This window comes from Streptomyces sp. S186 (assembly GCF_051603415.1).
Classification (GTDB): domain Bacteria; phylum Actinomycetota; class Actinomycetes; order Streptomycetales; family Streptomycetaceae; genus Streptomyces.
The window spans coordinates 7,233,630-7,258,892 of the sequence record NZ_CP193932.1; the positions used below are offsets into that span (position 1 = coordinate 7,233,630).

Consider the following 25,263-nt stretch of genomic DNA (forward strand, 5'->3'; position numbering starts at 1 on the left):
TCGCTACGCGAAGGACGGACGGGCAGGATCCGCGCAGGGCACGGCCGTAACCGTCATTCGGTGTCTGGGGGTATGGGATCCCGGCGGCCGCCTCCGCACACGCGAAGCGCCCGGCCGACCGGAACGCCCACTGTCGCACACCGCCCCCGGCCCGGGGCAAATCAGCCCCCGAGGGCCGCTCCCGAGCCGTCGTCGAGCCGCCTCATCACAGGGCTGGAGTCGTCCGCCCACGCCGCTGCGGTCTCGGTCGGTGACGAGGGACACCGAGGTCGGTGCGCAGTGGCCCCAGGATCTCGACGGCCGCCTGGTCCGCTTCCCCGGTTCCCAGGGCCTCGGCACGGAGGCCGGCTACGCCAGGGGCGGCATGGCCCGCCGCTTCCAGAGGTCGCAGCCTCGTTCCGGTTGAGTAGGGGCCGAAATCGGCGGCAGCGGTCGGAGTGATGGTACGTGGGGCCGGGGCCGCCAACGCTTGGGCAGCGGGCGGTAGTTGAGGGCCGGGGCCGCGGGGCGGCGACCCTGAGATGTGGTGCTGGGGCCCCTAGGGGGTCCCCTTAGCGTGCCCCCGAGGCGGGGTGCTTCGGGAGTCGTCCGATGGGGCGATGAATGGCGGTCTCGGCGGCCGGATCCTGGAGATGACCGTTCGGCGGGACACACGGCCCCGCCGGGAAGCAGGGAAGCAGAAGGGACCACCATCATGAATGCCCGGAGCGCGCGCCCCACCGCGGTTCCCGCCGAGGCCCTCCAACACCCGAGCAGCATAAGGGCCTTCCGTGGCCTGAAGCTGTTGATCGGCGGCTACCTCGGCCTCAGCGTGCTCACCCTCGCGGCCATCTACCTGCTCCGTAGCGACACCGCCCTTGTGACGGACGCCGTCTGGGTGCGGGCGAGCATCGTCGTGGTCAGCGCTCTGCTGACGTATGTGTTCGCTGCGCGAGCGGCCCGTGGCTCCCGAGGGGCCTACCGCAGGATGCGGATCGTCGCCACCGTCATGACGGTCGCCATCGCCGTCATCATCGCGATCCCCGGCTCGTTCCCGGCGTGGCTCAAGATAGAACAGGGCGTCTGCGGCCTGGCGCTGCTGGGCGTCATCGTGGTCGCCAACGGCAGCCATCTGCGCGGCCTGTTCGCCGCCAAGTAGACCACCGCGGGCCGGCCCCGGCAGCTGGCCGGCCCACCGCGGCTACCTCTGACCCGGGCGACGGAACAAGGCCGTCCACAGGAACGCCTCCCCGAAGGAGGGCGATTCCGGCGGCTCGTCCCGCATCCGGCGCAGTTCGACCTCCGTCAGGTCGGCGAAGAGGGCGCGCAGCGAGTCCGGGGTGTAGGCGAGGCCACCATGGAGGCCGGGCTCGCGGTAGAAGTCGGCGTCCGGAAGTTCCGAACCCATCGCCCCGACCGCGAAGCAGGTGAGACCGAAGTGGCCGCCGGGGGCCAGGGAACGTTCGAGGAGGGCGAGGTAGCTGATGCGGCGGTGCGGCGGCAGGTGGTGGAAGCATCCGGAGTCGTAGATCAGGTCGTAGGGGCCGCCGGCGAGTCCGCTGTCCGTGGCATGGGCGGGATCGGCGAGGGCGGTGAAGGCGTCGCCGCAGTGGAAGCGGATCGCTGCGCCGGCCCCTGCCCCTGCCTCTGTCCCTGCTCCTGCCTGGCGGGCGCGGTCCTCGGCCCAGGAGACGGCGGCGGGGGAGAGGTCCACGGCGTCCACCTCGAAGCCCAGCGCGGCGAGATGCAGCGCGTTGCGGCCCGGACCGCAGCCCAGGTCCAGGGCGCGGCCCACGGTGATCAGCCCGCGATCGAGATACGAGACGAGGTTCTCGTCCGGTTTGGCCACGAAGAACGGCACCGGCCGGTCGCGGTCCGCGTAGAAGTCGTCCCACCAGCCGGCGGCACCCGCCGTCCAGCGGTCGGCCTCCGGCGCGAACAGGCCGTCCAGCAGCCGCAGTACGTCCTCCACCGTCCGGATGTTCCGTTCCACCTGCATGCCGCCGCCGGACCGCTCCGGCTCCGCGCATCCGTCCACCGCCACCACCCTGACAATCTGTCCTCGATCGAGGCTACGTCGGAGTGCGGCAGGTGCCCAGGCCGGGTCGATCAGCCGCAGTGCACCATCGTCCGGCTGGCGCGCTGCGCCCAGGCCCGCGGACCCCGCCCCTCCGGCCCTACCGGAACTCCTCCCGCTCGCCCCGTCCCCCCTCACCCCCCAGGCACTACCTCCACCGACCCGATGTACTCCTGCGTTTCGGCGTCGGGGAGGCGTACCGCCTGAGCCCAGAAGTAGATGGCGAGACTGAACGCGGCGATGAGGGCGATGTCCCACCACAGCGGAATGGCGTCCGTCGCGCCGCAGGACACCTTCGACGCCGGGCCCGTGCTGCAGAAGCCGCCCTGCCAGGAGATCACGCCCATGCCCAGCAGATACACCGGCAGCCACTGTGCGCTCCGCCAGTCCGGGTGCGGGGTCATGGGATTGAGCTTGAGCAGCGCCGAACCGCCGAGGACCAGATAGCCGAGGACGATCGCCACACCGAGCCGCCACAGGGTGTCCCAACCGGCCCAGTAGATGATGAGGTTGGCGACGATGAAGGCCAGTGGAGCCCAGAAGAGGCCGCCGGGCAGGCGGTACGGCCGCGGCCGGTCCGGGTCCTGTCTCCGCAGGCAGCCGAAGGCGAGCGGGGCACCGGCGTACATCAGCACGCTCGCCGACGTCACAAAGCCGACCAGCTTCTGCCAGGTGGGGAACGGCAGAAAGACGATCAGCCCGACGACGAAGGCGACCAGTAGGCCCAGCCACGGCACACCCCGCCTGGTGGTGCGCTCGAAGACCGCCGGCACATAGCCGTTGCGGGAGAGCCCGTACGAGACCCGGGAGGTGGCCGTCACATAGACCAGGCCGGTGCCGGACGGCGAGATGACGGCGTCGATGTAGAGGAGCGTCGCCAGCCAGCCGAGGCCGATCGACGTGGCAAGGCCGGCGAACGGTCCGGCCTTGCCGCCGAACGACAGATCGGCCCAGCCGCCGTGCGCGAACGCGCTGTGCGGGAGCGCCCCGATGAACACCGCCTGGAGCAGGACGTACACCAGCACACCGATGAGGATCGAGCCGACCACCGCCCGTGGGATGTCCCGCGCCGGGTTGCTGCTCTCACCCGCCAACTGGTCCGCCTGCTCGAAGCCGAGGAGGGCGAAGATGATGCCGCTGGTACTGACCGCCGAGAGGATGCCCTTGGCGCCGAACGGCGAGAAGCCCTGGTAGCCGAAGTTGCCGGGATGGAAGGCGGCGGTCCCCATCACGACGATGGTGAGGACGGGGACGGCCAGCTTCCACCAGGTCGCCACGCTGTTGGTGTGGGCCAGCCACCGGATGCCGAAGAAGTTGACCACGACGAAGAATGCCATGAAGGCGACGGCGAGTCCGTAGCCGGCCGGGGTGAGGTGGTTCTTGCCGGTCTGTACCCAGGGGGCGTGCACGCTGAGGTAGTTCAGGGACGCCATTACCTCGATCGGTGCCACGGTGACCGCCTGGAGCCACGAGAACCAGCCGAAGGACGCGCCGGCCGCGCTGCCGAAGGCGTAGTGCGGGAAGCGCGCGGTGCCACCCGCGACCGGGTACATCGCCCCCAGCTCGGCGTGGACGAACGCCAGGATGATGATGGCGACGGCCCCGATACCCCAGGAGACCAGCGCCGCGGTGCCGGCCGCCTGCGCCGCGAACAACGCCCCGAACAGCCATCCGGATCCGATGATGGACCCCTCGGAGGTCCAGATCAGGCCGATCAGCCCGATGTCTCGTTTCAGGCCGGGATTGCGGGGCGCGGCCGGCGCGGGCGGCTTGTGCATCTCCATGGGCGTGCCCTCGTTCTGCTGCGACGGGTGGCGGCGGGTGCGGCGGTTACGGCGGCTGTGGTGGGTGACGACGAGCCCGCTGGAGCCGCACGGGCGGGCTTACGTGCGCGTACCTTTTGTCCCCATACTTCCGGAATGGCGAGAGGGGACGTGGCACGCCGCGCCGGGAGCGCCGCCGGGGCCGGGCGCCGGAGGGGGCGGCGGCCCGGTCCTACGGGCGGGAGGCCGGGGCGTGGTGCGGCGGCGCCGGTGCCCGGGTCGGGGTCGGGGTCGGGGTGGCGGAGGGGTGGTGATGGAGGGTGTGGGTGCTCGACGGGGCGACCTCCACGCCGGTCTCGTCGGACCCGGCCGTCCAGACGATGCCGGTGACGCTCACGGCCAGCGCGAAGACGAGGCCGATGCCCTCGAACGGGATGCGCCGCACCCCGCCGCGTCCGATGTCTTCGGACGGGATGCTCCGGACTCCACCGCGTCCGATGTTCTCGACGGGGATGCGTCGGATCTCGCCTCGCCCGGTGGCCCCGCCTCGCGTATCCGTCGCCACGCTGGCGCTCCTCCCCGCCGCCGCGCCGCTCCGGCTGCTCCAGCGACTCCGGCTGCTTCAGCGGCTCCACCCGTTGTGCCGCTCGGCTCTTCTTCTTCCCGTCTTCTTCCTGTCCTCCATGTTCCTTTGTGATGTGGGGAGTTGGCCATCACTCATACGAGGGCACCGGGGGCGCGAGTGCACCGGGGGCACCGCGGCCCGGTCCCGTCCTGCCGTACGTCCAGCCCGGTCACCCATGCTGCGCCTCCAGGCGGTCGATGCGGTTCCCCAGTACGACCCCGCGGCCGGCGTACACCCGGTCCAGTTTTTCCCAGGTGACGTGCGCGAACTCCTGTGAGTGGCCGGGGAGTCCGGAGGGATTGTGGACGACGGCATGGTCCGGGGTGACGCCGACGGCCAGGACGAGATGGCCGCCCCGCTGCGGCGGGGTGGGGTCCGCGTCCCGGATGGATGGGTGGACGGAAAGGAGGACGAGTCGGCCGGCGCCGATCAGTGGGGGGATCTCCTCCCGGGGAAGCTCGGAGCGGGACTCGGCGAGCAGACCCCAGCGGCGCTCCACGTAGGCGGCGAACGGGGCGTAGATCAGGCCATGCAGGCCGTCCGCATGACGCACATACGCGCCGGCGTCCACACATTCCGCGGCCAGGTCCATGGCGGTCGGGGCCGAGCTCCGCCAGAAGCCCAGCGCCATCCGCAGACAGGCCATCCCGCACAGGCGCCATGACCACCAGGCGTATTCCTCGGGGCTCTTGGCGCCGTATTCCGGCCAGCGGGGGTCCTCGGCGGCCGACGTGGTCCCGGCGAGCAGCGCGGGAACGAGTTCGGGGGACGCCCACTGGGAGTGGTACGGGACGGGGCGGACGAGGGCGCGGCGGATGGTCATGGTGCACAGTACCGGTGAGAAACCGCGTCGAGATGTCGAGATGTCGAGATCGGGAGGGGGACGACGTGTCCCGAAGCGTGCCGGAGTCCGCGAGTCAGTCCTGTCGGGCGCGGCCGGGCGAGATCGCGGGTCTCATCGGGGAGGTTGTTCGGTCCGGTGTGCGGCTCGGTGCGACGCTGGACGGGCTCACCGACGCGGAGGTGCGGGCCCCGTCCCTGCTTCCCGGTTGGACCCGCGGTCATGTCCTCGCCCATGTGGCGCGCAGTGCGGATGCCTATGTCTGGCTGCTGACCGTAGCGCGCGACGGAGCCGGACCCGGACCGCGGGCCGGGAGCGCGGAGCTCGCGCGGGCGGTGGCGGACGGGGCGGCGCGCCCGGCGGTCGCGCTGGCAGAGGATGTGCGGTCCGCTCTGGCGCGGCTGGTCGAGGACGCCCGCGCGATGCCCGCCGGGGCCTGGGAAACGCTGGTCACCGCGCTGGCCGGCTGGGCGCATCCGGCCTGGTACACGCTCTACCGGTGCTGGCGCGAGCTGGAGACCCACCACGTCGACCTGGGTGCCGGGTACCGTACGGCCGACTGGCCCGCCGGATATGTGGTGTGGGCCCTGGACAGCACCTTGGCCGCGCTGGCCGCCCGGGACTTCCCCCTCGCCCGGGTCGAGGCCGTCGATCTGGGGCGGGCCTGGAGCGTGTCGCGGGCGGCCGGGCCGACGGTCGCCGGGCCCGGTCATGTCCTGTTGGGATGGCTGAGCGGCCGCGCTACCGACGGAGTGGCGGCGGTGCCCGTCGGGCGGTTGCCGGTCCCGCCGGCGTGGCCGTTGCCGCCGGTCCCCGGGTGGGACGGTGCCGGGAAGCCGGGCGCCTGAACGGTACGGGGCGTCACGCCTGGCGCGGCGTCACGCCGGGCGTGGCGGCCCCCAGACCGAGCCGTCATGGGCGAAGTACACCCGGCACGGATCGAACGCGGCGAGCCGGTCGAGCCAGGGGCGGTAGCTCGGGAGCGGCCGGGCCACGCCGTCGAGTGCGGCCTGGCGGGCCAGGTGGTCGGAGGCGTAATGGGAGGCGAAGTCGTGGGCCTGGCCGGCCAGTACCACCGTGCCGTCGGGGCGGCACAGGACCAGTGACTGGTGTCCGTCGGTGTGGCCGGGGGTCGGGACGATCAGGACACCCGGCCAGATCTCGGCCTCGCCGCTGAGTTCCTCGTAGGAGGCGCCCGGGAAGTCGATCAGTTCGTCGATGGTGTAGTCGCCCCGGCGGGCGGTGGCCAGTTCGACGTCCTGCACGAGGACGGGTTTCCCGGCCAGCAGGGGATTTCCGCCGCAGTGGTCGAAGTGCAGATGGCAGTTGACGACGAGGGAGATGTCGTCGACGGACATCCCTGCGGTGGCCAACGCGGCGTGCAGCGACCGGCGTTGAGGACGGTAGTGGGCCTCGGTTTCCGGGTCGGCGGCGCCGATGCCGGTGTCGAAGAGGAGTCGGCCCCGCTCGTGTTCCACCAGGTAGCCGAGTGCCGGCTCCACCCGGGGCTCCGGGCCGCCGGTCTCCGACGCCGGCCGTATGAAGTAGCCCAGGTCGAGCCGGTGCACCGCCATGTGCGCTGAGGTTGTAGGCATCAGGTCGTCCCCACGCACAGCACATCGAGCCGGTGCGCCGTCGGCGCGACGATCTCCAGCTCCGGGCGCCACACGGTGAGGATCTGCGCGGACGGGGTGAACAGCGGGCCGGGCAGCGCGGTGGGGGAGTGCCACTCCCAGCGGCTGATGTGCTGCGGCTCCGCCGCGTACGGCGTGCCCTGACAGCGCGTGACCAGGGACGCCATGGTGATGCGGTTCAGGCCCTCGATATCGTCGTGCAGCATCGCGAAGATCCGGACGTCGTCCTGCTCCGCGTGCAGTCCGGTCTCCTCGTGGAGTTCCCGGGCCGCGGCGGACCGCACGCTCTCGCCGGGATCGACCTTGCCGCCGGGCAGTTCCCAGGTGCCCGCGCGGTGCAGACCGAGCAGGATCCGCCCGTCCGCGTCCAGCACGATGACGCCGACCCCGAACACGGCCTGTGCCGACGGCGGCCGGTCACCGCGCTGCCGGCTCGCCACCGCGTTCGTCCCCATGCCCGTTCCGCTGACCATGCCTGTTCCGCTGACCATGCCGTCCCTTCCCACCTCTTCATCTTCTCGACTCTTCGTCGACTTCGCGGCTCGTCGTCGGTTCTTCGTGGACCCGCCCCGTCTCGGGGGCGGCAACACTTTCCCCCACATTCACCCATGGGGGTGGGCCACATCCATCGTTCCGGCCGAACGCGGACCGCACAACGACCACAATGCGCTCATGACCGAAGACTGGAAGCGACAGATCGACCGGCTCCACGAGGAACTGGTGCGACGCGACGACCCGGCCGAATGGGTCGCGGAGGCGGATGCGGTGGACGCGTCCCGCCGCTACCCGGACCTCGCGCTCCGCGGCCCGGTCTTCGGTCTCGCCGTGCTCGATCCCGCGCATGCCGTACCCCACGGGAAGGTGCCCGAACACGCCTCGCAGTGGCGGGTGTTGAAGCCTGTGACCGACGGTACTCCGCAGGATGCCCGGGACACCCTCAACTCCCATCTCTGGTTCAAGGCCAAGGACGACACCGACGATCCCGCCGTACGGCGCGAACTGCTCGCCGCCGTGGCACGGCTGGAAAGCGAACCGATCGACGACCTGACGGTGTGCGGGGCCCGCTACCGGATCGTCCGCGGCGACGAGTTCGCCCGCAGCGGCCGGGGCGGGCTGGAGCCGCCCCGGCCCACCGACCCCGAGCCGGCCGACCGTGACTGGGATGGCCGAAACGACACCCCTTCACCGGACCGCGACTTCCGCCTCGTCCCCGGCCGGGAGACCAGCCCGATGGCCGCCGCCATGAAGGTGGCGCTCCAGGACTTCGCCTATTCGGGGCCGCGCTTCCCGGCCGCCGTCCGCGAGGACTCCGAGCGGGCGTGCACCACCCACCCGAACGTCGTGCTGCTGCCCGTCGGCTTCGCTGTCGCCGAACGCCGCTCCGGCGGCTGGCAGCCACGGGGAGCGCTGATGCCGACGCCGCACGAGGCGCGGCGGCTGCTCTTCGACGCCATGGTCGAGTTCTGGCCCGAGCTGTACAAGTTCGACGAGGAGGAGCGGAAGCGGTACGCGCGGGCCGCCGAGGAGTTCAAGGCCGCCGGCCGGGCCGACGAGGTGCGGGTGGGCGACCGGAAGTTCCAGATCTGCCGCATCGAGCGGATGATCCGGATGGGCCCCGACGGCCCGGAGCCACCCCGCCCGTCGGACGTGGACGACTACGGCCCGACGAAGATCCACCCGACCATGGACGAGGACGGCACCCTGCACTACGACCGGTGAGCATCCAGCACTACGACCGATGAGCACCCTGTACTACGACCGGTGACCGGCGGCGAGCACCGCCCTGTGCCGGGCCTCGGCCGCGATCGTGGCGGCGGTCTCCTCGGGCGTCTGCCCGGAGCTGTCCAGCCACCACCCCACTCCGCCCAGTTCCTCGCGCATCGCGCGGTAGAAGGGGGCGATGTCGTAGTCGACGCGCTCCCGGGCGGGGCGTGCGGCGTTGCGCTGCCGGCAGACCTCCGGCGGCGGGGCCAGCACGACGAACATCACCGGCCGGGGCAGCAGCAGTTCGGCCATGAAGTCGAGGAGTGCGCGGTCGGCGATGGCGTACTCGATGACCGGGAAGATGTCCTGCTCGGCGAAGTTGTTGGCGAGCGTGCACATGTTGCGGGCGCACAGCAGCAGTTGCCGCCGCGACTCGGCCGCGGGCCGGCCGAGGAAGCCGACCCGCCCCTGGACGACCATGTACGACAGGAAGTCCCCGTTGATGTGCGCCGCCCGTTCGTGGTGCGCGGCCACCAGCGGCGACACCGTCGATTTCCCGGCCCCCGGCATCCCCGAGACGATCAGGCAGCCGGGCGCCGCCACCTGTCCCACCGGCCGGCCGCTGTCCGTCGTCATGCGTCGCTCCCTCCCCTTCGACCACATCATCCCCTCCCCTTCGGCTGCATCATCGCAACGCCGGGGGTCCTTGCGCACGCCATTTCGGCGTCCTGCATGGTGCCACTCACTGCTGGCTTGTTGTCGCCTTCTCAATTACGCCCTGGATTCCGGTAATTGCTGCCAATGGGTGAACGTTGGAATGCGGAACCGTTTCGGCGGGTGATGCTTCCCGGGTGCTGACCAACGCCTGGTGGCGCCGCGCCGCCACTACAACAGCCCTGATCGTCGCGACAGTTCTGCCGACCGGCTCGACCACCGCGATAGCCGCTCCCCATCCGGGCCCCGCGCCCGCGCCCGCCCCCGCGATGCGGCCCGCCGACACCGCATTCGACACCATTCCGCTGCGGCTTCCGGAACCACCGCCCGTGGACGAAGCACGGGACGAACTCGCCGAGCTGCATACCGCGGCACCGCATTCGATGAACGGCTACAGCCGTGCGAAATTCCCGCACTGGATCAAGCAGTACGGGGAATGCGACACCCGTGAGGTCGTCCTCGCCCGCGACGGCGAGAACACCAAGCAGGACGAGAAGTGCCGGGCCATTTCCGGGACGTGGTTCAGCGAATACGACGCCAAGGTCTTCACCCACTCCGGGCAGCTCGACATCGACCACATCGTGCCGCTGGCCAACGCCTGGCGGTCCGGTGCCGACGGGTGGACCACCCCGGAGCGCCGGAAGTTCGCCAACGATCTCGTCCACTCCCAGCTGATCGCGGTGTCGGCCTCCTCCAACCGACAGAAGGGCGACCAGTCCCCGGACCAGTGGGCCCCGCCGCGGCACGCCTACTGGTGCACCTACGCCCGCGCCTGGACCGACGTCAAACACCTCTACCACCTGAACATCACCGGACCGGAAAAGGCGAAACTCACCGAGATGTTGGACACCTGCGAACAGTGACCATCCCCGATCCCGACTCACCACTCACCGACCGGGTCACCGCCGGGCCCGGTGGCGCAATGACGGTTCAGGTCGGCGTCATCACCGGCGACCTGACCGTCACCACCACCGACCGGGGCGACGGCACGGCCCGGGTCGTCATCCAGTACACCGGTGCGGAGGACCGCTACGACCTCGAAGGCGGGCCGGTCCGGATTCCGCCCGGGGGCGTAGCGGTGCTCCACCGGGCCGTGTTGGACGCGGTGCGCACCGGCGGCGCCGCCCAGGTGCCCGGCACTGCGCCGCGTCCCTGAGAGGCGGCCGCCGCGACATCGGCGGCCGCGCCTCGCATCCGGCGACCTCGCACCCGGCACTCTCCACACGGCGATCTCGCACGAGCTCCTGTGCCCCGCGCCATGCGCCCCGCGTCGCGTCAGTCGTGCCTCGACCCGACGGCCTTCTCGTCGGCGTCCGCGAGCCAGAAGTAGAGGGGCGGGAGGAGGAGTTCGACGGCCGACAGGGGGATCTGGAACCAGTGCGGCCAGCCGTGGACGAGGACCGACAGCGCCCGGCCGATCCCGCCCAGCAGGAAGACCGCGCTGAGCAGGCGCACCGCGGCCGACGGGGTCGGCGAGCGGCGGGCGGCCCAGATCCAGGCGAGGCCGTACCCGAGGAAGATCGCGTTGTAGAAGCGCTCCCGGCTGTCGACGGTGGCGTTGGTCGCCTCCTCGCCCGGCACCGAGGCGATGCCGAGTGCGAGGTGGTAGACGCCGATCGCGACACAGGCCACGCCCATGGTCCAGGCGAGCACCTTCAGTGCCTTGGCCTTGCCGGTGCCCGTGCCCGCTTCCGGGTGGGGGTTCGGGTCCATGCGTACCGTCCTCGTCATGGTGTGAAGCGGCGGATGTACCGCTTCTGCCAAGGGGTTTCCACGGCGTGCCGGTCGTAGTGCCGGCGGACGAATTCCACCGCTTGGTCGGCCGGTACGCCGTCGAGCACGGCGAGGCAGGCCAGTGCGGTGCCCGTCCGCCCGCGGCCGCCGCCGCAGGCCAGCTCGACCCGTTCCTCCGCCGCCCGCTCCCATGCCTCGCGGAACACGCGACGGGCCTCGGTGCGGCTGCGTGGCAGACGGAAGTCCGGCCAGGCCAACCAATGGGATTCCCAGGGCACTTGGGGTGGCTTCTTGCCGAGCAGATACACCGCGTAGGAGGGTGTCGGGCCGGCGGGGAGCGGGTGGCGCAGGCCGCGGCCGCGGACCAGGCGACCGGAGGGCAGGCGCAGGACTCCGGGGTCGGTGGCGTTCCAAGTCTCGGTCTCGGTCACACGTTCACCCTAGTTCGCCCGGGGCGAGTTGAGCGGGGGAAGCCGCAAGGAGCGCCTCGCCCCTCGCCCGTGCACTCTTCGCGAGTGGCTGCCCGCGATTCGCCGCCCGCAATCCCCCGTGCGGGCGACCCGGACTGTTCGAGCGGCCGCCGATGGTCGTAAGCCAGGCCCCCCACGGACTGTCCCGGCCAGGGGAACGTGCGTCCAACATCTGCCCCCGGATGCCCCGTTACGGGGACCGGGGTGGGCCGTTTTGTAGGGCACCTGTGCCCATCGTGCGCCTCGGGGGAGAAGGGCGGGTTCGATGTCCGTGAGGGAACGCGGCCCGGTTTCGTTCGAATTTCTCCCCCGTGGACAGTCCGGGCGCGGCACGCGGTTGACACCGCACGCGCGGGCCGCATCACAGGCACGGAGACATGCAGACACGAGGACACGAAGACACGAACGCGAGTCGTTGATCGTGAAGGGGAGTAAGAGGCATGTTGCGAAGAATGATGGGGGATTCCGGGCGGGTGCGGAAGGAGAAACCCGGGTCGGTGACGGACGGGGGAACGGTCGACGGGGAGGTGTTGCAGTACGTCGACCGGACCGGTAGCCGGGAGCGGGCGGCGCGGCAGATCCGGCTGGTGGACATGGCGCGGCGCCTGCCGCAACTGGTGCGGCGTTCGGTCGCGTTGGCCTGGCGCACCGACCGCTGGGCGGCCCTGGGACTGCTGGTCTGTCAGGCCGCCTCGGGTGCGATGCAGGCGCTCGGACTGCTGGCGGTCAGCGGGACCCTCACGGCGCTGCTGACCGGCGGGGACCTCTACGGCCGGCTGCTCGGGGCCTGGCCGTCGGTGGTCCTGCTGGCGGCCGCCGCCGGGGTACGGGCGGCGCTCGGGATCGTGGTGGGCTGGCTGTCGTCGAGGCTGGGGCCGCAGATGTCCCGGGAGGCCGAACTCCGCCTGCTGCAGGCGGTCACCGAGGTCGAGCTGTCGGCCTATGACGCGCCCGGCTTCACCCACCGCAAGGAGGCGGCCGACCGGGGCGCCGAGATCGCGCAGGACCTGGTGGGGGAGGGACAGGATCTGATCGCCTCGCTCGCCTCGCTGGCGGCCGGCGCGGGCGTGCTGACGGCACTGCACCCAGCGCTGCTGCCGCTGCTGATGCTGGCCAGTCTGCCGCAGGCGGTGGCCCAGGTCGGTGCGGCCCGGGTGCGGTACCTGGCGCGGCTGCGGGCCGGCGGCGACTACCGCCTGCTGTCGATCCTGCGCTGGCACGTCTGTGACCGGTACGCCGCCGACCAGGTCCGGGCCGGGACCATGGCCGACTTCCTGGTGGGGCGCTACCGGCAGATCACCGAGCGGATCAACCGCGCCGACCGGCGCGCTGCCGACACCGGCGCCCGGATGTCCGCGGTGGGCGCGGTCTGCGGCGGGCTGGCCTCGGCGGCGGTCTGGTCGGCGGTGGTGTGGCTGCTGGCCACCGGGCGGATGAGCGTCGGGCACGCCGGCACCGCGGTGTTCGCGCTGCAGACGGTCGGCACCGCGCTGCGCGGACTGGTCACCGGGGGCGCCCGCATCATGCGCACCGGGCTGTACATGGACGACTGGTCGGAGTTCCTGGCGGAGGCCGGCGGCTTCCGGATGAGCCGCGGCACCGTCGTCCCGGCGGCCCCGCGCGAGATCCGTGTCCAGGACCTCGTCTTCCGGTACGAGGAGGCGGCCCGGGACGCGCTGCGCGGCGTCTCGTTCACGCTGCGGCGCGGCGAGGTCGTAGCCCTCGTCGGCTACAACGGCAGCGGCAAGACCACTTTGGCCAAGCTGCTGAGCGGGCTGTACCTGCCGACGACCGGAGCGGTCACCTGGGACGGCGTGCCCACCGGCGACCTCGACCCGCACGCCATGTGGTCGCAGGTCGCCCTCGTGCCCCAGGATTACGCGCGCTGGCCGCTGACCGCCCGGGAGAACATCACCCTGGGCCGGCCCACCGAAGGCGGTGACGCCGACATCCATGACGCCTGCGCACGTTCCGGCGCCGACGAGGTGCTCACCGAACTCCGTTCCGGCCTGGACACCGTGCTGGCCCGCGACTGGCTCGGCGGACAGGAGCTCTCCGGCGGTCAGTGGCAGCGGATCGCCCTCACCCGGGCGTTCCACCGGCCGGCCGGGCTGCTCGTCCTGGACGAGCCCACCTCTGCGCTGGACCCGCTCGGCGAGCACCGTATCTTCGCCGGCCTGCGGGAGATCGCGGCAACCCGCGCGGTGGTCCTGATCACCCATCGGCTCACCAACGTGGCGGTGGCCGACCGCATCCTGGTCCTGGACAAGGGGCAGGTCGTCCAGCACGGCACCTTCCCCGAACTCGTCGCGCAGCCGGGGCTGTTCCGGGAACTGTGGGCCTACCAGCACACGCGGGAGGTGCACCGGGCGGCGGAGAATGGCGCGGCTCCCGCGGACGCCGAGAACCCCGCGGCCCCCGAGGACGCCGCGCACCGGCCCGTCATCACGGGCACGGCGGCACTGCTCGTCAACAAACAGGGGCAGTACCTCCTCCACCTCCGGGACGCACACAAGGAGATCTGCAACCCCGGCACCTGGTCCCTGCCGGGCGGCGCCCCGGAGGCAGGCGAGAGCCCCTACGAGGCCATCGCCCGCGAACTGCGCGAGGAGGCCGAGCTGGTGGTGCCCGACCTGGTGCCGTTCGCGCTGCTGCGGTGCTCCGGGCCGGACGGCACCGTGCACGGGCACGTGCAGGTGTTTCTCGGGCACTGGGACGGTGACGCGGCGGCGCTGCCGCTCACCGAGGGCGTGCTGCTGCACTGGTTCGACGCCGGGATGCTGCCCCGGCTGACGATGTGCGACTGGGCGGCGGAGGCCGTCCGCCGGCACCAGGACGAGCGGTGCGAGGCAGCCGAGGGCGCCCGCGGCTGAGCGGGGCGGCGGGCCTGGGCCATCGGTCGGCGGTCCGGGCCCGCCTCCCCGCCCACGTGTCATTTGCGTCATCGCGAACGCTAATTTTCAATAGCTGGCTTTCGGTCAACCTGTGGCCGACGGGCCGTCGGTCTCTTCCCAGTCGCCGCACGTTGCGTCATACGTTTCCTACGCGGTGCGGTCGGCGGGAGAGGCCCGCCGCCGAGAGCTGTCCGTCCACGGAGGAAGCGATGCCACAGGGAACCATCGTGCTGTTCAACAAGAGCGACTGCGTGGGCATCATCGCCGACGAGCGCGGAGAGCGACTGCCGTTCTCCGGGATGGAGACGCAGACCACCGACGTCGGCCAGCAGGTCATCTTCGATGTGCGCGGGGCGAAGGCCACCAATGTGAGGGCCGTGCGCTGAAGGTCCGGTGGCCGTGGACGGCGACACCCCCGGGCCGTCCGCGGTCACCACCGCGCCGGGCGCGGGCCCGCCGGCCGGCCCCGGTGGACGAGCAGGGTCCCGAGCGCGGTCCGGCGGTGCAGCACCGCCCGGCCGGCCCGCTCCGTGGTGATCAGCCCGGCCCCGCGCAGCGCCGCGGCGTGAGTCGAGGCGGTGGCGTTGCTGACGCACAGTCGACGAGCGAGCGCGCCCGTGGTGTGTTCCTCCGCCAGAAGCAGCAGGACCTCCAGACGGGTCCGGCCCAGCACCGCGGCCAGCGCCTCGTCGGTGCCGCCGGCCGGAGGCGGCGGAAGCGGAAGCCCCGGCCCCGCCGGATAGGTCACGTAGAGCGGCCGGCCGGGCGGATCGGCGAGCAGCGGCGGCCCCGTCCAGTGGAACGTGGGGACGAGGACGACGCCGCGGCCCCGTAGCGCGATCTCGCGGTGGGGCGCCGGCGAACTCGTTGATGAATCTATTGACGAACCCGTTGATGAATCCGTCGACTCCCCGCGGTTTCCCGTTAACTCCCAGCAATTTCCGCGGAGTTGGGCGCCTGCGGTGAGTCCGTCGAGCGCGGTGGCCAGGCCGTGTTCGGCGACGGTCAGGGCATGGCGGGCGAACTCCGCATGGTGCAGGTCCTGGACCAGTGGCCAGACGGGCCGCAGCACGGCGTCGAAGGCGGCTCGCTGGGCCCGGCGCAGCAGCCGCCAGGCATCGGTGCCGCCCCGGTGGAGGTCATGGAGCCAGGCCGGAGCCGGTACCGGCTGCCCCGCGTGGACCCGCTCGATCTCGGCGCGGACCAGCTCCGGCCGGGTGGCCCGTACGGACTCCAGGGCCTCGTCGAGGTCGTCGCCGAACTGGTCGAGGAAGCTCGGGGCCTGCAGGCCGGGGACGAGGTCCCCGAAGGGCTGGGTGGCCGGCGGCAGGGCGCGCAGCGTGCGCTGCCGCCAGCGGCCGAAGAGCGGTGCGGCGTCGCGGCGGAACATCATGCTGAGCGCCACGTTCAACTCCTGGAGTGGCGCCGGCCGGGGCGCGAACCGGACCTGGGCGAAGTCGGCGGCCGTGAAGTGGATCCGGATCACCGCTGCCCCCTGTCTCTCCGTCGCCCGCCACCGGTGGCGCCATCCTTTCGGCCAGAGCCTAAAGGATCGCCGCCTTCCGGCCGTGGTGCCAGGGTTGCGGATGAACGGCGGCCGGTGTGGCGGGTGTGACGGCCCTCCACTGTCCCTCGGGGCGGCAAGAGGGCCCCGGCCAAGAGGGCCACGGTCGAGAGGAGTTGACCGTGCGCGGGGGCGCGTGGCAGCAGAGTGGGAGTGAGGGGGAGCGATGTCGTGGAGACCGGCGCAGGAGGGGGAGGGGCGTGCGGGCGCGGGTGTCGGCGGAGGGGTGGACCGGCGGACGGTGGCCAGATCGGCGGTGGCGCTGACGGCCACGACACTGCTCGCGGCCGGCGGCCCGGGCACCGCCCAGGCACGGGAGCGGGCCGAGGCACGGGGGCGGGGTGGCGCGCCGACGCGGGGACGAGCCCTGGTGACGCCGCTTCTGCCGGCACCCGGCGGCCGGTACCCGGTCGGCGTCACCACGCTCTATCTTGTCGATCCGGACCGGCCCGACCCCTGGGAACCCCGCATCCGAGTACGGGAGTTGATGCTCACCGTCTTCTACCCCGCCCGTGTGGTGCGCGGCCACCCGGTCGCCCGGCAGATGACCGGGGCCGCGGCGGCGGTCTTCGGGCAGCTCGACGCCGCCGTGCACCGCCTGCCGGCGAGTGGCGTGAACTGGGCAGCCACCAGGACGCATGCACACACCGACGCGCCCGCGCGGGACGTCCCCGCGCCGGTGCTCCTCTACTCCCCGGGCGGCGGCGACCCGCGCACCCTGGGCACGAGCCTGGCGGAGGACCTGGCCGGGCACGGCGCGGTGGTGGTCGCCCTCGATCATCCCGGCGACACCAGCGAGGTGGCGTTCCCGGTGACGCGGCCGGGGCGGCCGGAGAAGGTCCGGACGACCGTGTTCCGTGGCGATCCGCGGCGCGACGCGGGTGTCTTCCGCACCATGATCGAGACCCGGGTCGCCGACCTCCGGTTCGTCCTCGGGCAGTTGGAGGTGCTGGCGGCCGGCGGCAGTCCGGACGCGGTCGGCCGTGCGCTGCCACCGGGGCTCGGCCGGGCGCTGGATCTGCGGCGGGTGGGTGTCTACGGCCACTCCGCGGGCGGGACCGCCGCGGCCCAGGCGTGCCACGAGGACCGGCGGATCCGCGTGGCGGTCAATATGGAGGGCTATCTCGACCATCCGGGGCCGGAGCCGGGCCGGCCGGGGGAGCTGTTCCCCGTCGCCCGTGACGGAGTGGACCGGCCGTTGCTGCTGCTCGGCAGCGCGGGCTTCGCGGGCAAGGGCGAACGGGAGCGCTCCTGGTCGGTGGTGCGGGCGCGCTCGGGCGGCCGGGTCCGCCAACGGGAGGTCGCCCGGGGCGCGCACTGGGTGTTCACCGACTACGCGGCCATGGCCCCGCAACTGGAGGCCGCCGGGCTGATGGGCGCCGCCGACCGGCGGGCGTTGGTCGGGCCGATTGCCCCGGCCGAATCCCTGCCGCTGGTGCGGAGTTGGGTGCGGTCGTTCTTCGCCCGGCATCTGCCGAGGGGATGACGGCGGGGGCGTCGGCGGGCGGTCACGGGGGTGCCGCCCGCCGACGCGGCCGTGCTGACGGGCCACCGTGCTGTCAGTTCGCTGCGCCTGTGCCGTCCGGCCACAAGTGCCGTCAGGCCACCGCGCCCTCGGTCCACGCCCGGTCGAGGATCGCGTCCACGGTCTCCTCGACGGTCTGCCGCGAGGTGTCCAGCCACAGCCCCAGATCCCTGGGCGTCTCCGAGCGCAGCAGTGCGTCCAGATCCCGCACGCTCCAGTCCGGGCCGTACGCGGTCTTGGGCCGGCCCGCCTCGCGCGCCGCGACCGTCTCCGGGTCGGGCAGCAGGGCGACCACGGCGAGCGGGCGGGTCGCGATGTCGGCGGCCATCTGGGCGAGGTGCTCGCCGAGGAGGATGTCCTGGACCACGACGGTGAACCCGGCCGCGGCGTACTCGTCCGCACAGTGGGCCGTCAGCCGGTGCCGCAACCGCAGCTGGGCTAGGGCGCTTCTGACGGATCTCCGTGGAGGAAGGAGCGGCGCCTGGTGCGTGCGATCGCAAGGCGCCGGGATGTCTTCATAGCGGAGCTATGGGGACATTTCGGCAACGCGGCGAGCGTGCGTGCCAGGCGCCGCGACGCCGCGGAGATCCGTCAGAAGCGCCCTAGGGCTTCGGCCCCCGCGTCCGGGGTCATGCCGACCTGGCCGCGGATGATGTTGCGCCGGAAGCCGTCGCCGCGCAGATGCACCGACCGGGGCAGGCGCTCGGCCAGGGCCTGCGCCACCGTGGACTTGCCGGCGGCCTGGATGCCGGTGATCACCACAACTCCCGGCTCCGACCAGGGGCCTTGAGGGGTGGTCCGGGCGGGGGTGGTCTCGGGGGCGTGGGTGGGCATGGCGCCGATTATGTCCTTCGGCGTCCCGCCGGTCCTCCGAATTTTCCGCCGGTGCGGTGGCGTCGGCGGCGGGAGGCCGGGCGCCGCGGCACCCGGGCCGTCGGGCCGCCGCCGGGCTCCGTATGCTCGCCGTGAGCAGATCCGGAAGGAACCGGAAGGCAGCCGACCACCACCGGAGGGAGGGCGGCCCATGACGGCCCCCTACTACCAGGACCGTTGGATCACCTGCGACCGGGACGCGCTGCGGATCCGCGGCTACTACTTCCCGTGGGGCACCAAGGCCATCCCGTATGCCGCGATCCGCTCGGTGCGCCGGGTGGAGATGGGCGTCCTGACGGGGCAGGGCCGTATCTGGGGCACCGGGCATCCGCGGTACTGGGCGAGTCTGGATCCTCGGCGGATGTCCAAGACCACCGCGCTCGTCCTCGATCTCGGGCGCCGGGTCCGGCCGTTCCTCACCCCCGACGACCCGGAGGCGGTGGCGGCGGTGCTCCGTGCGCGGATGCCGCCGGGCGCGGTGGTGGAGAGCGGCGGCCGGCGGTAGCGAGGAGCGGGCGGTCAGCCGGTGGGGGCGGGTGACGGGCGGGTGAGTTCGCGGCGCAGGCGCAGGAAGGGGCGGGGGCGGTTGAGGGCGAGGACGGCGGTGGTGCGGCCGTCGCGTTCGTAGCGGGCGAGGAAGCTGCGGTCGTCCGGGGAGCCCTCGACGATGCGCGGGACGTCGCCGGGCGCGCGGTGGCCGGCGAACTGGATGCGGACGCCGTACTGGTCGGACCAGAAGTAGGGGAGTGCCCGGTGGGTGCGGACGGTGCGGCCGGCGAGGAGGTTGTGGACGGCGGTGGCGGCCTGTTCGGTGGCGCTGGTCCAGTGCTCGGCGCGGGCGCCGGCCACCTGGGCGACATCGCCGGCGGCCACGATGGCGGGGATCGGGGTGACGCAGCCGGCGTCGCAGCGGACCCCGTCGGCGAGCGGCAGTCCGGAGCCTGCCAGCCAGTCGGTGGCCGGGCGCACGCCGATGCCGGTGACGACGAGGTCGGCGGTGAGCAGGCGGCCGTCGGCGAGTTCCACCGCCGTGACCCGGCCGTCGCCGTCCGCGCGCAGTCCCCGGACGCCGGTGCCGGTGAGCAGGGCGACGCCGTGGTCCCCGTGCAGCCGGGCACACAACTCGGCCATGGTTTCGCCGAGTTGGGGCACGAGGGGCAGGGGCGCCGCCTCGACGACGGTGACCTGGTGGCCGAGGGAAGCGCAGGACGCGGCGACCTCGGCGCCGATGAAGCCGCCGCCGATGACCACGACCCGGGCCGGACCGCGGGCCAGCTCGGCACGGAGGGCGCCGGCGTCGTCGAGGGTGCGCAGGGTGTACGAGCCGGCCGGCGCCGGGCCGGGGAGCCGGCGCGGGGCGGCGCCGGTGGCGAGCACGATGCCGTCGGTGGTCAGGACGCGTCCGGTGTCGAGGTGGACGGCGCGGTGGCGGAGGTCGAGACGGGTGGCGCGGGTGCCCAGCAGCCATTCGGCGTCGAGCCCGGCGATCTCTTCGGCGTCGGTGAGAGCCAGTGGGGCTTCGGCGGCGCTGTCCGCGGTGGCCGGGGCGGTGAGGAACTCCTTGGAGAGCGGCGGGCGGTCGTAGGGGAGGTGCGGCTCCGCGCCGACGAGCGTGAGGCGGCCGTCGTAGCCCTGGGCACGCAGGGCGCGCGCGGCGTACAGCCCGGCCAGCGAGGCTCCGATGACGGTGACCGACTTCATGCCGCGGTCCCTTCCTCGGCCGTGAGATGGACGTAGACCATGCCGTCCTCGACCGTGACGGGGTGGGTGCGCACGGGACGGCGGGCGGGCAGGCAGACCGGCGCTCCGGTGCGGAGATCGAATGAAGCGGCGTGCAGCGGGCATTCGACCAGACACCCCTCCAGCCAGCCGTCCGCGAGTGAGGCGTCCTGGTGGGTGCAGGTGTCGTCGATGGCGTACAGCTCACCGTCGGCGTTGAAGACGGCGATCGGAGGAGCGGTGTCGAGGCGAACGGACTCGCCGGCGGGCAGGTCAGCGAGGTGGCAGACGGGAATCACTGGGCCCCCAACAATTACTCTTCGGTACTATCGAGTTTCGCAATCCGCACGACAGAGCGTTATGCGCAACAGAATCCAGTTGGGGGCCTGGCGCGTCAAGCGGTCTCCGGGAATGCCGGCCCGATCGGGCCGCTGGATGGTGGCAGCGAGCTGGGTGGTGACACGGACCTATGACGAAAACGGCCAAGGCGGAGGCGCACGCGAAGAAGCAGCCGGCAGGCAGGCCGGACGTGAAGCCGCGTCGCACGGTGGCGGGAAAACCGCCCGGAGGCGCGGTGAGCGCGGTGCAGTCGGTGGACCGCGCGGTGACCGTCCTGGAGATCCTCGCCAGACTCGGCGAGGCCGGGGTGACCGAAATCGCCGACGAGCTGGGGGTGCACAAGTCGACCGCGTTCCGGCTGCTGGGCGTGCTGGAGAACCGCGGACTGGTCGCCCAGGAGCAGGAGCGCGGCAAGTACTACCTCGGCGCCGGGGTGTTGCGGCTGGCCGGCGCCGCGGCGGTGCGGCTGGACATCTCGCAGGAGGGCGCGGTGGTCTGCCGGACGCTCGCCGAGGAACTGGGCGAGACGGTCAACATCGCGGTGCTGGAGAGCGACGCCGCGGTCAACATCATGCAGGCCCGCGGGCCGGCGTCGGTCACCGCCCAGAACTGGCTCGGCCGGCGCACGCCGCTGCACGCCACCTCCAGCGGAAAGGCGCTGCTCGCCTACCAGCCGGGGCCGGTCCAGGAGGCCGTGCTGGCACGGAAGTTGCCGCGGCTGACCGAGCGGACCGTGACCTCCCCGGTCGAACTGCGCGGCCAGCTCGCCGAGGTGGTCGAGCGGGGCTTCGCGGTCGCGGTCGAGGAGCTGGAGCTCGGGCTGCGCGCGGTCGCCGCGCCGGTGCGGGCGCACGACGGCTCGGTCATCGGCGCGATCAGCGTCTCCGTGCCCGCCTACCGGCTGGACGAGGAGCGGCTGCCGGAGGTCGTCAAGCGCACCGTCGCCGCCGGTGAGGAACTCTCCCGGCGGATGGGGTACGCCTGTTGACGCGTTCCGGGCGGTCCGGGCGCGGTGCCCGCTGACCGCCGGATGACGGTACTCCGGAGCGGGGCCGGGTCGCGCGACCCGGCCCCGCTGCCGTGTGTGCGGGGGCGTGCGCCGGCCGTGGGCGGCGCCTCCGCGTGCGTAACCGGCCGTTTGCAAACCGCCGGCGCGAACCTCTTGACGCTGCCGATATGCCGTTCCCACTATGTCTCTCATCGCGCAACCAGTCGTGCTCTGCGCAACACTGAGGGGTGGGCATGCCACACGAAGTCCATGCCGTCGTCGCGGCGAAGAAGGGCGCTCCCGTCGGTCCCCAGATGATTGTGGTGCCGGATCCCGGCCCCGGAGAAGTGCTCGTCGACGTCCAGGCCAGCGGGGTCTGCCACACCGATCTGCACTACCGCGAGGGCGCCGTCACCGACGACTTTCCCTTTCTGCTCGGCCATGAGGCGGCCGGGATCGTCGAGGCCGTCGGAGCCGGCGTCACCGACCTCGCGCCCGGCGACTTCGTGGTGCTCGCCTGGCGGGCGCCCTGCGGAGGGTGCCGGTCCTGTCGGCGCGGCCGCCCCTGGTACTGCTTCGACTCCCGCAACGCCGCCCAGCCGATGACCCTGCTCGACGGCACCCCGCTCACCCCCGCCCTCGGCATCGGCGCGTTCGCCGAGAAGACCCTGGTCGCGGCCGGACAGGCCATCAGGGTCGATCCCTCGGCCCGGCCCGAGGCGGCCGGGCTGATCGGCTGCGGGGTGATGGCCGGCTACGGCGCCGCCGTCCACACCGGGGCGGTCGGCAGCGGCGACACCGTCGCCGTCATCGGCTGCGGCGGGGTCGGCTGCGCCGCCGTCGCCGGCGCCTCGATCGCCGGGGCCCGCCGAGTCATCGCCGTCGACATCGACGAACGCAAACTGGACGGCGCCACCCGCTTCGGCGCCACCCACACCGTCAACTCCCGCCGCACCGACCCCGTCGAGGCGGTCCGGGAACTGACCGGCGGCCATGGCGCGGACGTGGTCATCGACGCCGTCGGCCGCCCCGAGACCTACCGCCAGGGCTTCTCCATGCGGGACCTCGCCGGCACCCTCGTCCAGGTCGGGGTGCCCGAACCCGGCATGCGGATCGAGCTGCCGCTGATCGACCTCTTCTCCCGCGGCGGCGCTCTGAAGTCCTCCTGGTACGGCGACTGCCTCCCCAGCCGCGACTTCCCCGTCCTCATCGACCGCTACCTCAGCGGCCGGCTCGACCTCGACGGATTCGTCACCGAGACCATCGGCCTGGACGACGTGGAGGCCGCCTTCGACAAGATGCGGGACGGCCGGGTACTGCGCTCGGTGGTGGTCCTGTGACCGGCCCGCTGCCCGGCCCCGCCGACGCCCGGGTCGTCGTCATCGGAGCCGGCATCGTAGGCTGCTCACTCGCCGACGAACTCACCGCGCGTGGCTGGCGCCAAGTCACCGTCCTCGACCAAGGCCCGCTGCCCGCCCCCGGCGGCTCCACCTCGCACGCCCCCGGCCTGGTCTTCCAGACCAACCCCTCCAAGACCATGACCGAGTTCGCCGCCTACACGGTCCGGAAGTTCGGCTCACTCGACGTCGACGGCGTGCCCTGCTTCCATCCCGTCGGCGGCCTGGAGATCGCCACCACCGAGGCCCGCTGGGCCGACCTCCACCGCAAGGCCGGCCTCGCCGCCTCCTGGGGCGTCCGCGGCGAACTCCTCGACGCCCAGCAGTGCAAGAAGCTCTGGCCGCTGCTCGACGAGACCAGGCTGTACGGCGGGTTCCACACCCCCGACGACGGCCTGGCCCGCGCCGTGCCCGCGTGCCGCGCCCAGATGGCCCGCGCCGAAGGCCGCGGTGCCCGCTTTCTGGGGCGGCACACCGTCACCGGCATCGAGCGGGCGGCCGGCCGCGTCACCGGCGTCGTCACCGACCGGGGCGTCTTCCCCGCCGACCACGTCGTCTCCGCCGCCGGCTTCTGGGGACCGGTGATCGGCAAGATGGCCGGCGTCGACGTGCCGCTGCTCCCCCTGGCCCACCAGTACGCCACCACTGCACCGCTGCCCGAACTAGCCGACGTCAACGACCCCCGTACAGAGGTGAGTCGGCCGATCCTCCGCTTCCAGGACCGCGACCTCTACTTCCGCGAGCACCTCGACACCGCCGGGGGCCGACTGGGCATCGGTTCCTACGCCCACCGCCCCCTGCCTGTCGACCCGTTCACCGTCCCCGCCTACGACGACGCCCCCGTGATGCCCTCCTCCCTGCCGTTCACCGAGGAGGACTTCGCACCCAGCTGGCGCGACAGCGTCGGACTGCTGCCCGCCCTCGGCCGGTCCCGGATCGCCGACGGCTTCAACGGGGTCTTCTCCTTCACCCCCGACGGCATGCCGCTCCTCGGCGAATCCCGCACCCTGCGCGGCTTCTGGCTCGCCGAGGCGGTCTGGGTCACCCACTCCGCCGGCGTCGCCAGGGCCGTCGCCGAGTGGATGACCGACGGCCGGCCCGCCACCGACGTCCATGAATGCGACCTCACCCGCTTCGAGGACGCCCAGCGCTCACCCGCCTACACCGAGGAGCGCGGCGCCCAGAACTTCATCGAGGTCTACGACGTCATCCACCCCCTCCAGCCCATGGAGCGGCCCCGACCGCTGCGCACCAGCCCCTTCTACCCGCGCCAGCAGGAACTCGGCGCGTACTTCCTGGAGGCCGGCGGCTGGGAGCGCCCCCACTGGTACGAGGCCAACGCCCCGCTCGCCGAAGGGCTCCAACTCCCGGAACGTGACGCCTGGTCCGCCCGCTACTGGTCGCCGATCGCCGCCGCCGAGGCCGCCGCCACCCGTGAGCGGGTCGCCCTCTACGACATGACCCCGCTGCGCCGCCTGGAGGTCACCGGACCCGGCGCCCTGGACTTCCTCCAGCGCATGACGACCAATCAGCTCGACAAGAAGCCCGGCGCGGTGACCTACACCCTCCTCCTCGACGAGGCCGGCGGCATCCGCTCCGACCTCACCGTCGCCCGGCTCGCCCCCGACCGCTTCCAGATCGGCGCCAACAGCCCGGCCGACCTCGACTGGCTGCTGCGGCACGCCCCGCAGGACGTCGCCGTCCGGGACATCACCGCCGGCACCTGCTGCATCGGCGTCTGGGGACCGCGCGCCCGGGACCTCGTCCAGCCGCTGACCCGCGACGACTTCTCCCACCAGGCGTTCGGCTACTTCAGGGCCAGGCAGACCTACCTCGGCCACGTCCCCGTCACCGCCCTGCGGCTGAGCTACGTCGGCGAACTCGGCTGGGAGCTCTACACCACCGCCGACCTCGGACTGCGCCTGTGGGACACGCTCTGGGAAGCAGGCCGGGAGCACGGCGCGATCGCCGCCGGCCGCAGCGCCTTCAACAGCCTCCGCCTGGAGAAGGGCTACCGCGCCTGGGGCCAGGACATGACCACCGAGCACAACCCCTACGAGGCCGGCCTCGGCTTCGCCGTCCGCCCCGCCAAGGGCGACTTCCTCGGCCGGACCGCCCTGGAGGGCCTCGGCGAGGAGACCGCCGCCCGCAGGCTCACCTGCCTCACCCTCGACGACCCCGCCGCCAACGTCCTCGGCAGGGAACCCGTCCTTCTCGACGGCGCCCCGGCCGGCCATGTCACCTCCGCCGCCTACGGCTACACCCTCGGCCGGGGCATCGCCTACGCCTGGCTGCCGGCCGCCGCCGCGGTCCCCGGCACCGCCGTCCACATCGAGTACTTCGGGCGGAAGATCGCCGCGACCGTCGCCCGGGAACCGCTCTACGACCCGCAGATGACCCGCATCCGCTGCTAGACCTGGTGG

General features: G+C 72.6%; 26 protein-coding genes and 1 pseudogene. 13 read left to right on the forward strand and 14 right to left on the reverse strand.

Features of this window, described 5'->3' with window-relative positions; genetic code table 11:
- Window positions 1-250: 250 nt before the first annotated feature.
- On the forward strand, window positions 251-406 hold the full coding sequence (locus ACRAS8_RS31250; RefSeq protein WP_438489335.1) for a hypothetical protein: 156 nt from the start codon (window positions 251-253) through the stop codon (window positions 404-406).
- A 288-nt stretch (window positions 407-694) separates the two neighbouring features.
- On the forward strand, window positions 695-1,138 hold the full coding sequence (locus tag ACRAS8_RS31255; protein WP_438489336.1) for a hypothetical protein: 444 nt from the start codon (window positions 695-697) through the stop codon (window positions 1,136-1,138).
- 42 nt (window positions 1,139-1,180) lie between these two features.
- On the opposite strand, the gene ACRAS8_RS31260 is transcribed toward ACRAS8_RS31255, so the two are convergent.
- The 4 genes from ACRAS8_RS31260 to ACRAS8_RS31275 form a co-directional block, all read right to left on the reverse strand.
- The gene (locus ACRAS8_RS31260; RefSeq protein WP_438490651.1) at window positions 1,181-1,972 is read right to left on the reverse strand and encodes a class I SAM-dependent methyltransferase; all 792 of its coding nucleotides are present in this window, start codon (window positions 1,970-1,972) and stop codon (window positions 1,181-1,183) included.
- 218 nt (window positions 1,973-2,190) lie between these two features.
- The gene (locus ACRAS8_RS31265) at window positions 2,191-3,840 is read right to left on the reverse strand and encodes an APC family permease (RefSeq protein WP_438489337.1); all 1,650 of its coding nucleotides are present in this window, start codon (window positions 3,838-3,840) and stop codon (window positions 2,191-2,193) included.
- A gap of 211 nt (window positions 3,841-4,051) precedes the next feature.
- The gene (locus ACRAS8_RS31270) at window positions 4,052-4,384 is read right to left on the reverse strand and encodes a hypothetical protein (protein ID WP_438489338.1); all 333 of its coding nucleotides are present in this window, start codon (window positions 4,382-4,384) and stop codon (window positions 4,052-4,054) included.
- A gap of 229 nt (window positions 4,385-4,613) precedes the next feature.
- Window positions 4,614-5,267 carry a C39 family peptidase gene (locus tag ACRAS8_RS31275; RefSeq protein ID WP_438489339.1) on the reverse strand — a complete coding sequence of 218 codons (654 nt, stop codon included), beginning with the start codon at window positions 5,265-5,267 and terminating at the stop codon, window positions 4,614-4,616.
- Between the two features lie 65 nt (window positions 5,268-5,332).
- Between ACRAS8_RS31275 and ACRAS8_RS31280 the strand changes: the two genes are divergently transcribed.
- On the forward strand, window positions 5,333-6,133 hold the full coding sequence (locus tag ACRAS8_RS31280; protein WP_438489340.1) for a maleylpyruvate isomerase family mycothiol-dependent enzyme: 801 nt from the start codon (window positions 5,333-5,335) through the stop codon (window positions 6,131-6,133).
- Between the two features lie 30 nt (window positions 6,134-6,163).
- Here ACRAS8_RS31280 and ACRAS8_RS31285 read toward each other — a convergent pair whose 3' ends face one another.
- Window positions 6,164-6,880 carry an N-acyl homoserine lactonase family protein gene (locus tag ACRAS8_RS31285; RefSeq protein ID WP_438489341.1) on the reverse strand — a complete coding sequence of 239 codons (717 nt, stop codon included), beginning with the start codon at window positions 6,878-6,880 and terminating at the stop codon, window positions 6,164-6,166.
- Window positions 6,880-7,374, reverse strand: a complete 495-nt coding sequence (locus tag ACRAS8_RS31290; RefSeq protein ID WP_438490652.1) for a nucleotide triphosphate diphosphatase NUDT15 — start codon at window positions 7,372-7,374, stop codon at window positions 6,880-6,882. Before ACRAS8_RS31290 ends, ACRAS8_RS31285 begins: the two co-directional genes overlap by 1 nt.
- A gap of 217 nt (window positions 7,375-7,591) precedes the next feature.
- On the opposite strand from ACRAS8_RS31290, the gene ACRAS8_RS31295 reads away from it, so the two are divergent.
- The gene (locus ACRAS8_RS31295; protein ID WP_438489342.1) at window positions 7,592-8,638 is read left to right on the forward strand and encodes a DUF5954 family protein; all 1,047 of its coding nucleotides are present in this window, start codon (window positions 7,592-7,594) and stop codon (window positions 8,636-8,638) included.
- 33 nt (window positions 8,639-8,671) lie between these two features.
- Here the strand turns inward: ACRAS8_RS31295 and ACRAS8_RS31300 are convergent, their stop codons facing one another.
- Window positions 8,672-9,259, reverse strand: a complete 588-nt coding sequence (locus ACRAS8_RS31300; protein WP_438489343.1) for an AAA family ATPase — start codon at window positions 9,257-9,259, stop codon at window positions 8,672-8,674.
- 218 nt (window positions 9,260-9,477) lie between these two features.
- Between ACRAS8_RS31300 and ACRAS8_RS31305 the strand changes: the two genes are divergently transcribed.
- Together ACRAS8_RS31305 and ACRAS8_RS31310 are read left to right on the forward strand one after the other, a co-directional pair.
- Window positions 9,478-10,200: an HNH endonuclease family protein gene (locus tag ACRAS8_RS31305; protein ID WP_438490653.1), complete on the forward strand. Its 723-nt coding sequence runs from the start codon at window positions 9,478-9,480 to the stop codon at window positions 10,198-10,200.
- Window positions 10,197-10,493, forward strand: coding sequence for a hypothetical protein (locus tag ACRAS8_RS31310; RefSeq protein WP_438489344.1), 297 nt, complete (start codon window positions 10,197-10,199; stop codon window positions 10,491-10,493). Before ACRAS8_RS31305 ends, ACRAS8_RS31310 begins: the two co-directional genes overlap by 4 nt.
- A gap of 119 nt (window positions 10,494-10,612) precedes the next feature.
- Here the strand turns inward: ACRAS8_RS31310 and ACRAS8_RS31315 are convergent, their stop codons facing one another.
- Both ACRAS8_RS31315 and ACRAS8_RS31320 read right to left on the reverse strand, forming a co-directional pair.
- Window positions 10,613-11,050, reverse strand: a complete 438-nt coding sequence (locus ACRAS8_RS31315) for a DUF4345 domain-containing protein (RefSeq protein ID WP_438489345.1) — start codon at window positions 11,048-11,050, stop codon at window positions 10,613-10,615.
- A gap of 14 nt (window positions 11,051-11,064) precedes the next feature.
- Entirely contained in the window at window positions 11,065-11,502 is a 438-nt protein-coding gene (locus ACRAS8_RS31320; RefSeq protein ID WP_438489346.1) for a protein-tyrosine phosphatase family protein, read from the reverse strand.
- A gap of 494 nt (window positions 11,503-11,996) precedes the next feature.
- Between ACRAS8_RS31320 and ACRAS8_RS31325 the strand changes: the two genes are divergently transcribed.
- Both ACRAS8_RS31325 and ACRAS8_RS31330 read left to right on the forward strand, forming a co-directional pair.
- Window positions 11,997-14,414 (forward strand): ATP-binding cassette domain-containing protein, encoded by a 2,418-nt coding sequence (locus tag ACRAS8_RS31325; RefSeq protein WP_438490654.1) that lies wholly within the window; start codon window positions 11,997-11,999, stop codon window positions 14,412-14,414.
- A 230-nt stretch (window positions 14,415-14,644) separates the two neighbouring features.
- The gene (locus ACRAS8_RS31330; RefSeq protein ID WP_438489347.1) at window positions 14,645-14,821 is read left to right on the forward strand and encodes a hypothetical protein; all 177 of its coding nucleotides are present in this window, start codon (window positions 14,645-14,647) and stop codon (window positions 14,819-14,821) included.
- Between the two features lie 44 nt (window positions 14,822-14,865).
- Here the strand turns inward: ACRAS8_RS31330 and ACRAS8_RS31335 are convergent, their stop codons facing one another.
- Window positions 14,866-15,921 carry an ArsR/SmtB family transcription factor gene (locus ACRAS8_RS31335; RefSeq protein WP_438489348.1) on the reverse strand — a complete coding sequence of 352 codons (1,056 nt, stop codon included), beginning with the start codon at window positions 15,919-15,921 and terminating at the stop codon, window positions 14,866-14,868.
- A gap of 244 nt (window positions 15,922-16,165) precedes the next feature.
- Here ACRAS8_RS31335 and ACRAS8_RS31340 point away from each other — a divergent pair, with 244 nt between their 5' ends.
- Window positions 16,166-17,485 (forward strand): alpha/beta hydrolase family protein, encoded by a 1,320-nt coding sequence (locus ACRAS8_RS31340; protein WP_438489349.1) that lies wholly within the window; start codon window positions 16,166-16,168, stop codon window positions 17,483-17,485.
- Window positions 17,486-17,597: 112 nt separating this feature from the next.
- On the opposite strand, the pseudogene ACRAS8_RS31345 reads toward ACRAS8_RS31340, so the two are convergent.
- Both ACRAS8_RS31345 and ACRAS8_RS31350 read right to left on the reverse strand, forming a co-directional pair.
- Window positions 17,598-17,969: pseudogene (locus ACRAS8_RS31345) on the reverse strand (phosphotransferase); the annotation flags it as partial.
- A 146-nt stretch (window positions 17,970-18,115) separates the two neighbouring features.
- The gene (locus ACRAS8_RS31350) at window positions 18,116-18,358 is read right to left on the reverse strand and encodes an adenylyl-sulfate kinase (protein WP_438489350.1); all 243 of its coding nucleotides are present in this window, start codon (window positions 18,356-18,358) and stop codon (window positions 18,116-18,118) included.
- Between the two features lie 190 nt (window positions 18,359-18,548).
- On the opposite strand from ACRAS8_RS31350, the gene ACRAS8_RS31355 reads away from it, so the two are divergent.
- Window positions 18,549-18,902 carry a hypothetical protein gene (locus ACRAS8_RS31355; RefSeq protein ID WP_438489351.1) on the forward strand — a complete coding sequence of 118 codons (354 nt, stop codon included), beginning with the start codon at window positions 18,549-18,551 and terminating at the stop codon, window positions 18,900-18,902.
- A gap of 14 nt (window positions 18,903-18,916) precedes the next feature.
- Here the strand turns inward: ACRAS8_RS31355 and ACRAS8_RS31360 are convergent, their stop codons facing one another.
- Both ACRAS8_RS31360 and ACRAS8_RS31365 read right to left on the reverse strand, forming a co-directional pair.
- Entirely contained in the window at window positions 18,917-20,098 is a 1,182-nt protein-coding gene (locus tag ACRAS8_RS31360) for an NAD(P)/FAD-dependent oxidoreductase (RefSeq protein ID WP_438489352.1), read from the reverse strand.
- A complete protein-coding gene (locus ACRAS8_RS31365; RefSeq protein ID WP_221908039.1) occupies window positions 20,095-20,415 on the reverse strand; it encodes a bifunctional 3-phenylpropionate/cinnamic acid dioxygenase ferredoxin subunit in 321 nt (106 codons plus the stop codon). The genes ACRAS8_RS31360 and ACRAS8_RS31365 overlap by 4 nt, the downstream gene beginning before the upstream one ends.
- Before the next feature lie 284 nt (window positions 20,416-20,699).
- On the opposite strand from ACRAS8_RS31365, the gene ACRAS8_RS31370 reads away from it, so the two are divergent.
- From ACRAS8_RS31370 to ACRAS8_RS31380, 3 genes are all read left to right on the forward strand, one after another.
- Complete coding sequence (locus ACRAS8_RS31370) at window positions 20,700-21,443, forward strand: IclR family transcriptional regulator (protein WP_438490655.1); 744 nt, start codon at window positions 20,700-20,702, stop codon at window positions 21,441-21,443.
- A 254-nt stretch (window positions 21,444-21,697) separates the two neighbouring features.
- The gene (locus ACRAS8_RS31375) at window positions 21,698-22,783 is read left to right on the forward strand and encodes an S-(hydroxymethyl)mycothiol dehydrogenase (RefSeq protein WP_438489353.1); all 1,086 of its coding nucleotides are present in this window, start codon (window positions 21,698-21,700) and stop codon (window positions 22,781-22,783) included.
- Window positions 22,780-25,254 carry a GcvT family protein gene (locus ACRAS8_RS31380; RefSeq protein ID WP_438489354.1) on the forward strand — a complete coding sequence of 825 codons (2,475 nt, stop codon included), beginning with the start codon at window positions 22,780-22,782 and terminating at the stop codon, window positions 25,252-25,254. Before ACRAS8_RS31375 ends, ACRAS8_RS31380 begins: the two co-directional genes overlap by 4 nt.
- Window positions 25,255-25,263 lie beyond the last annotated feature (9 nt).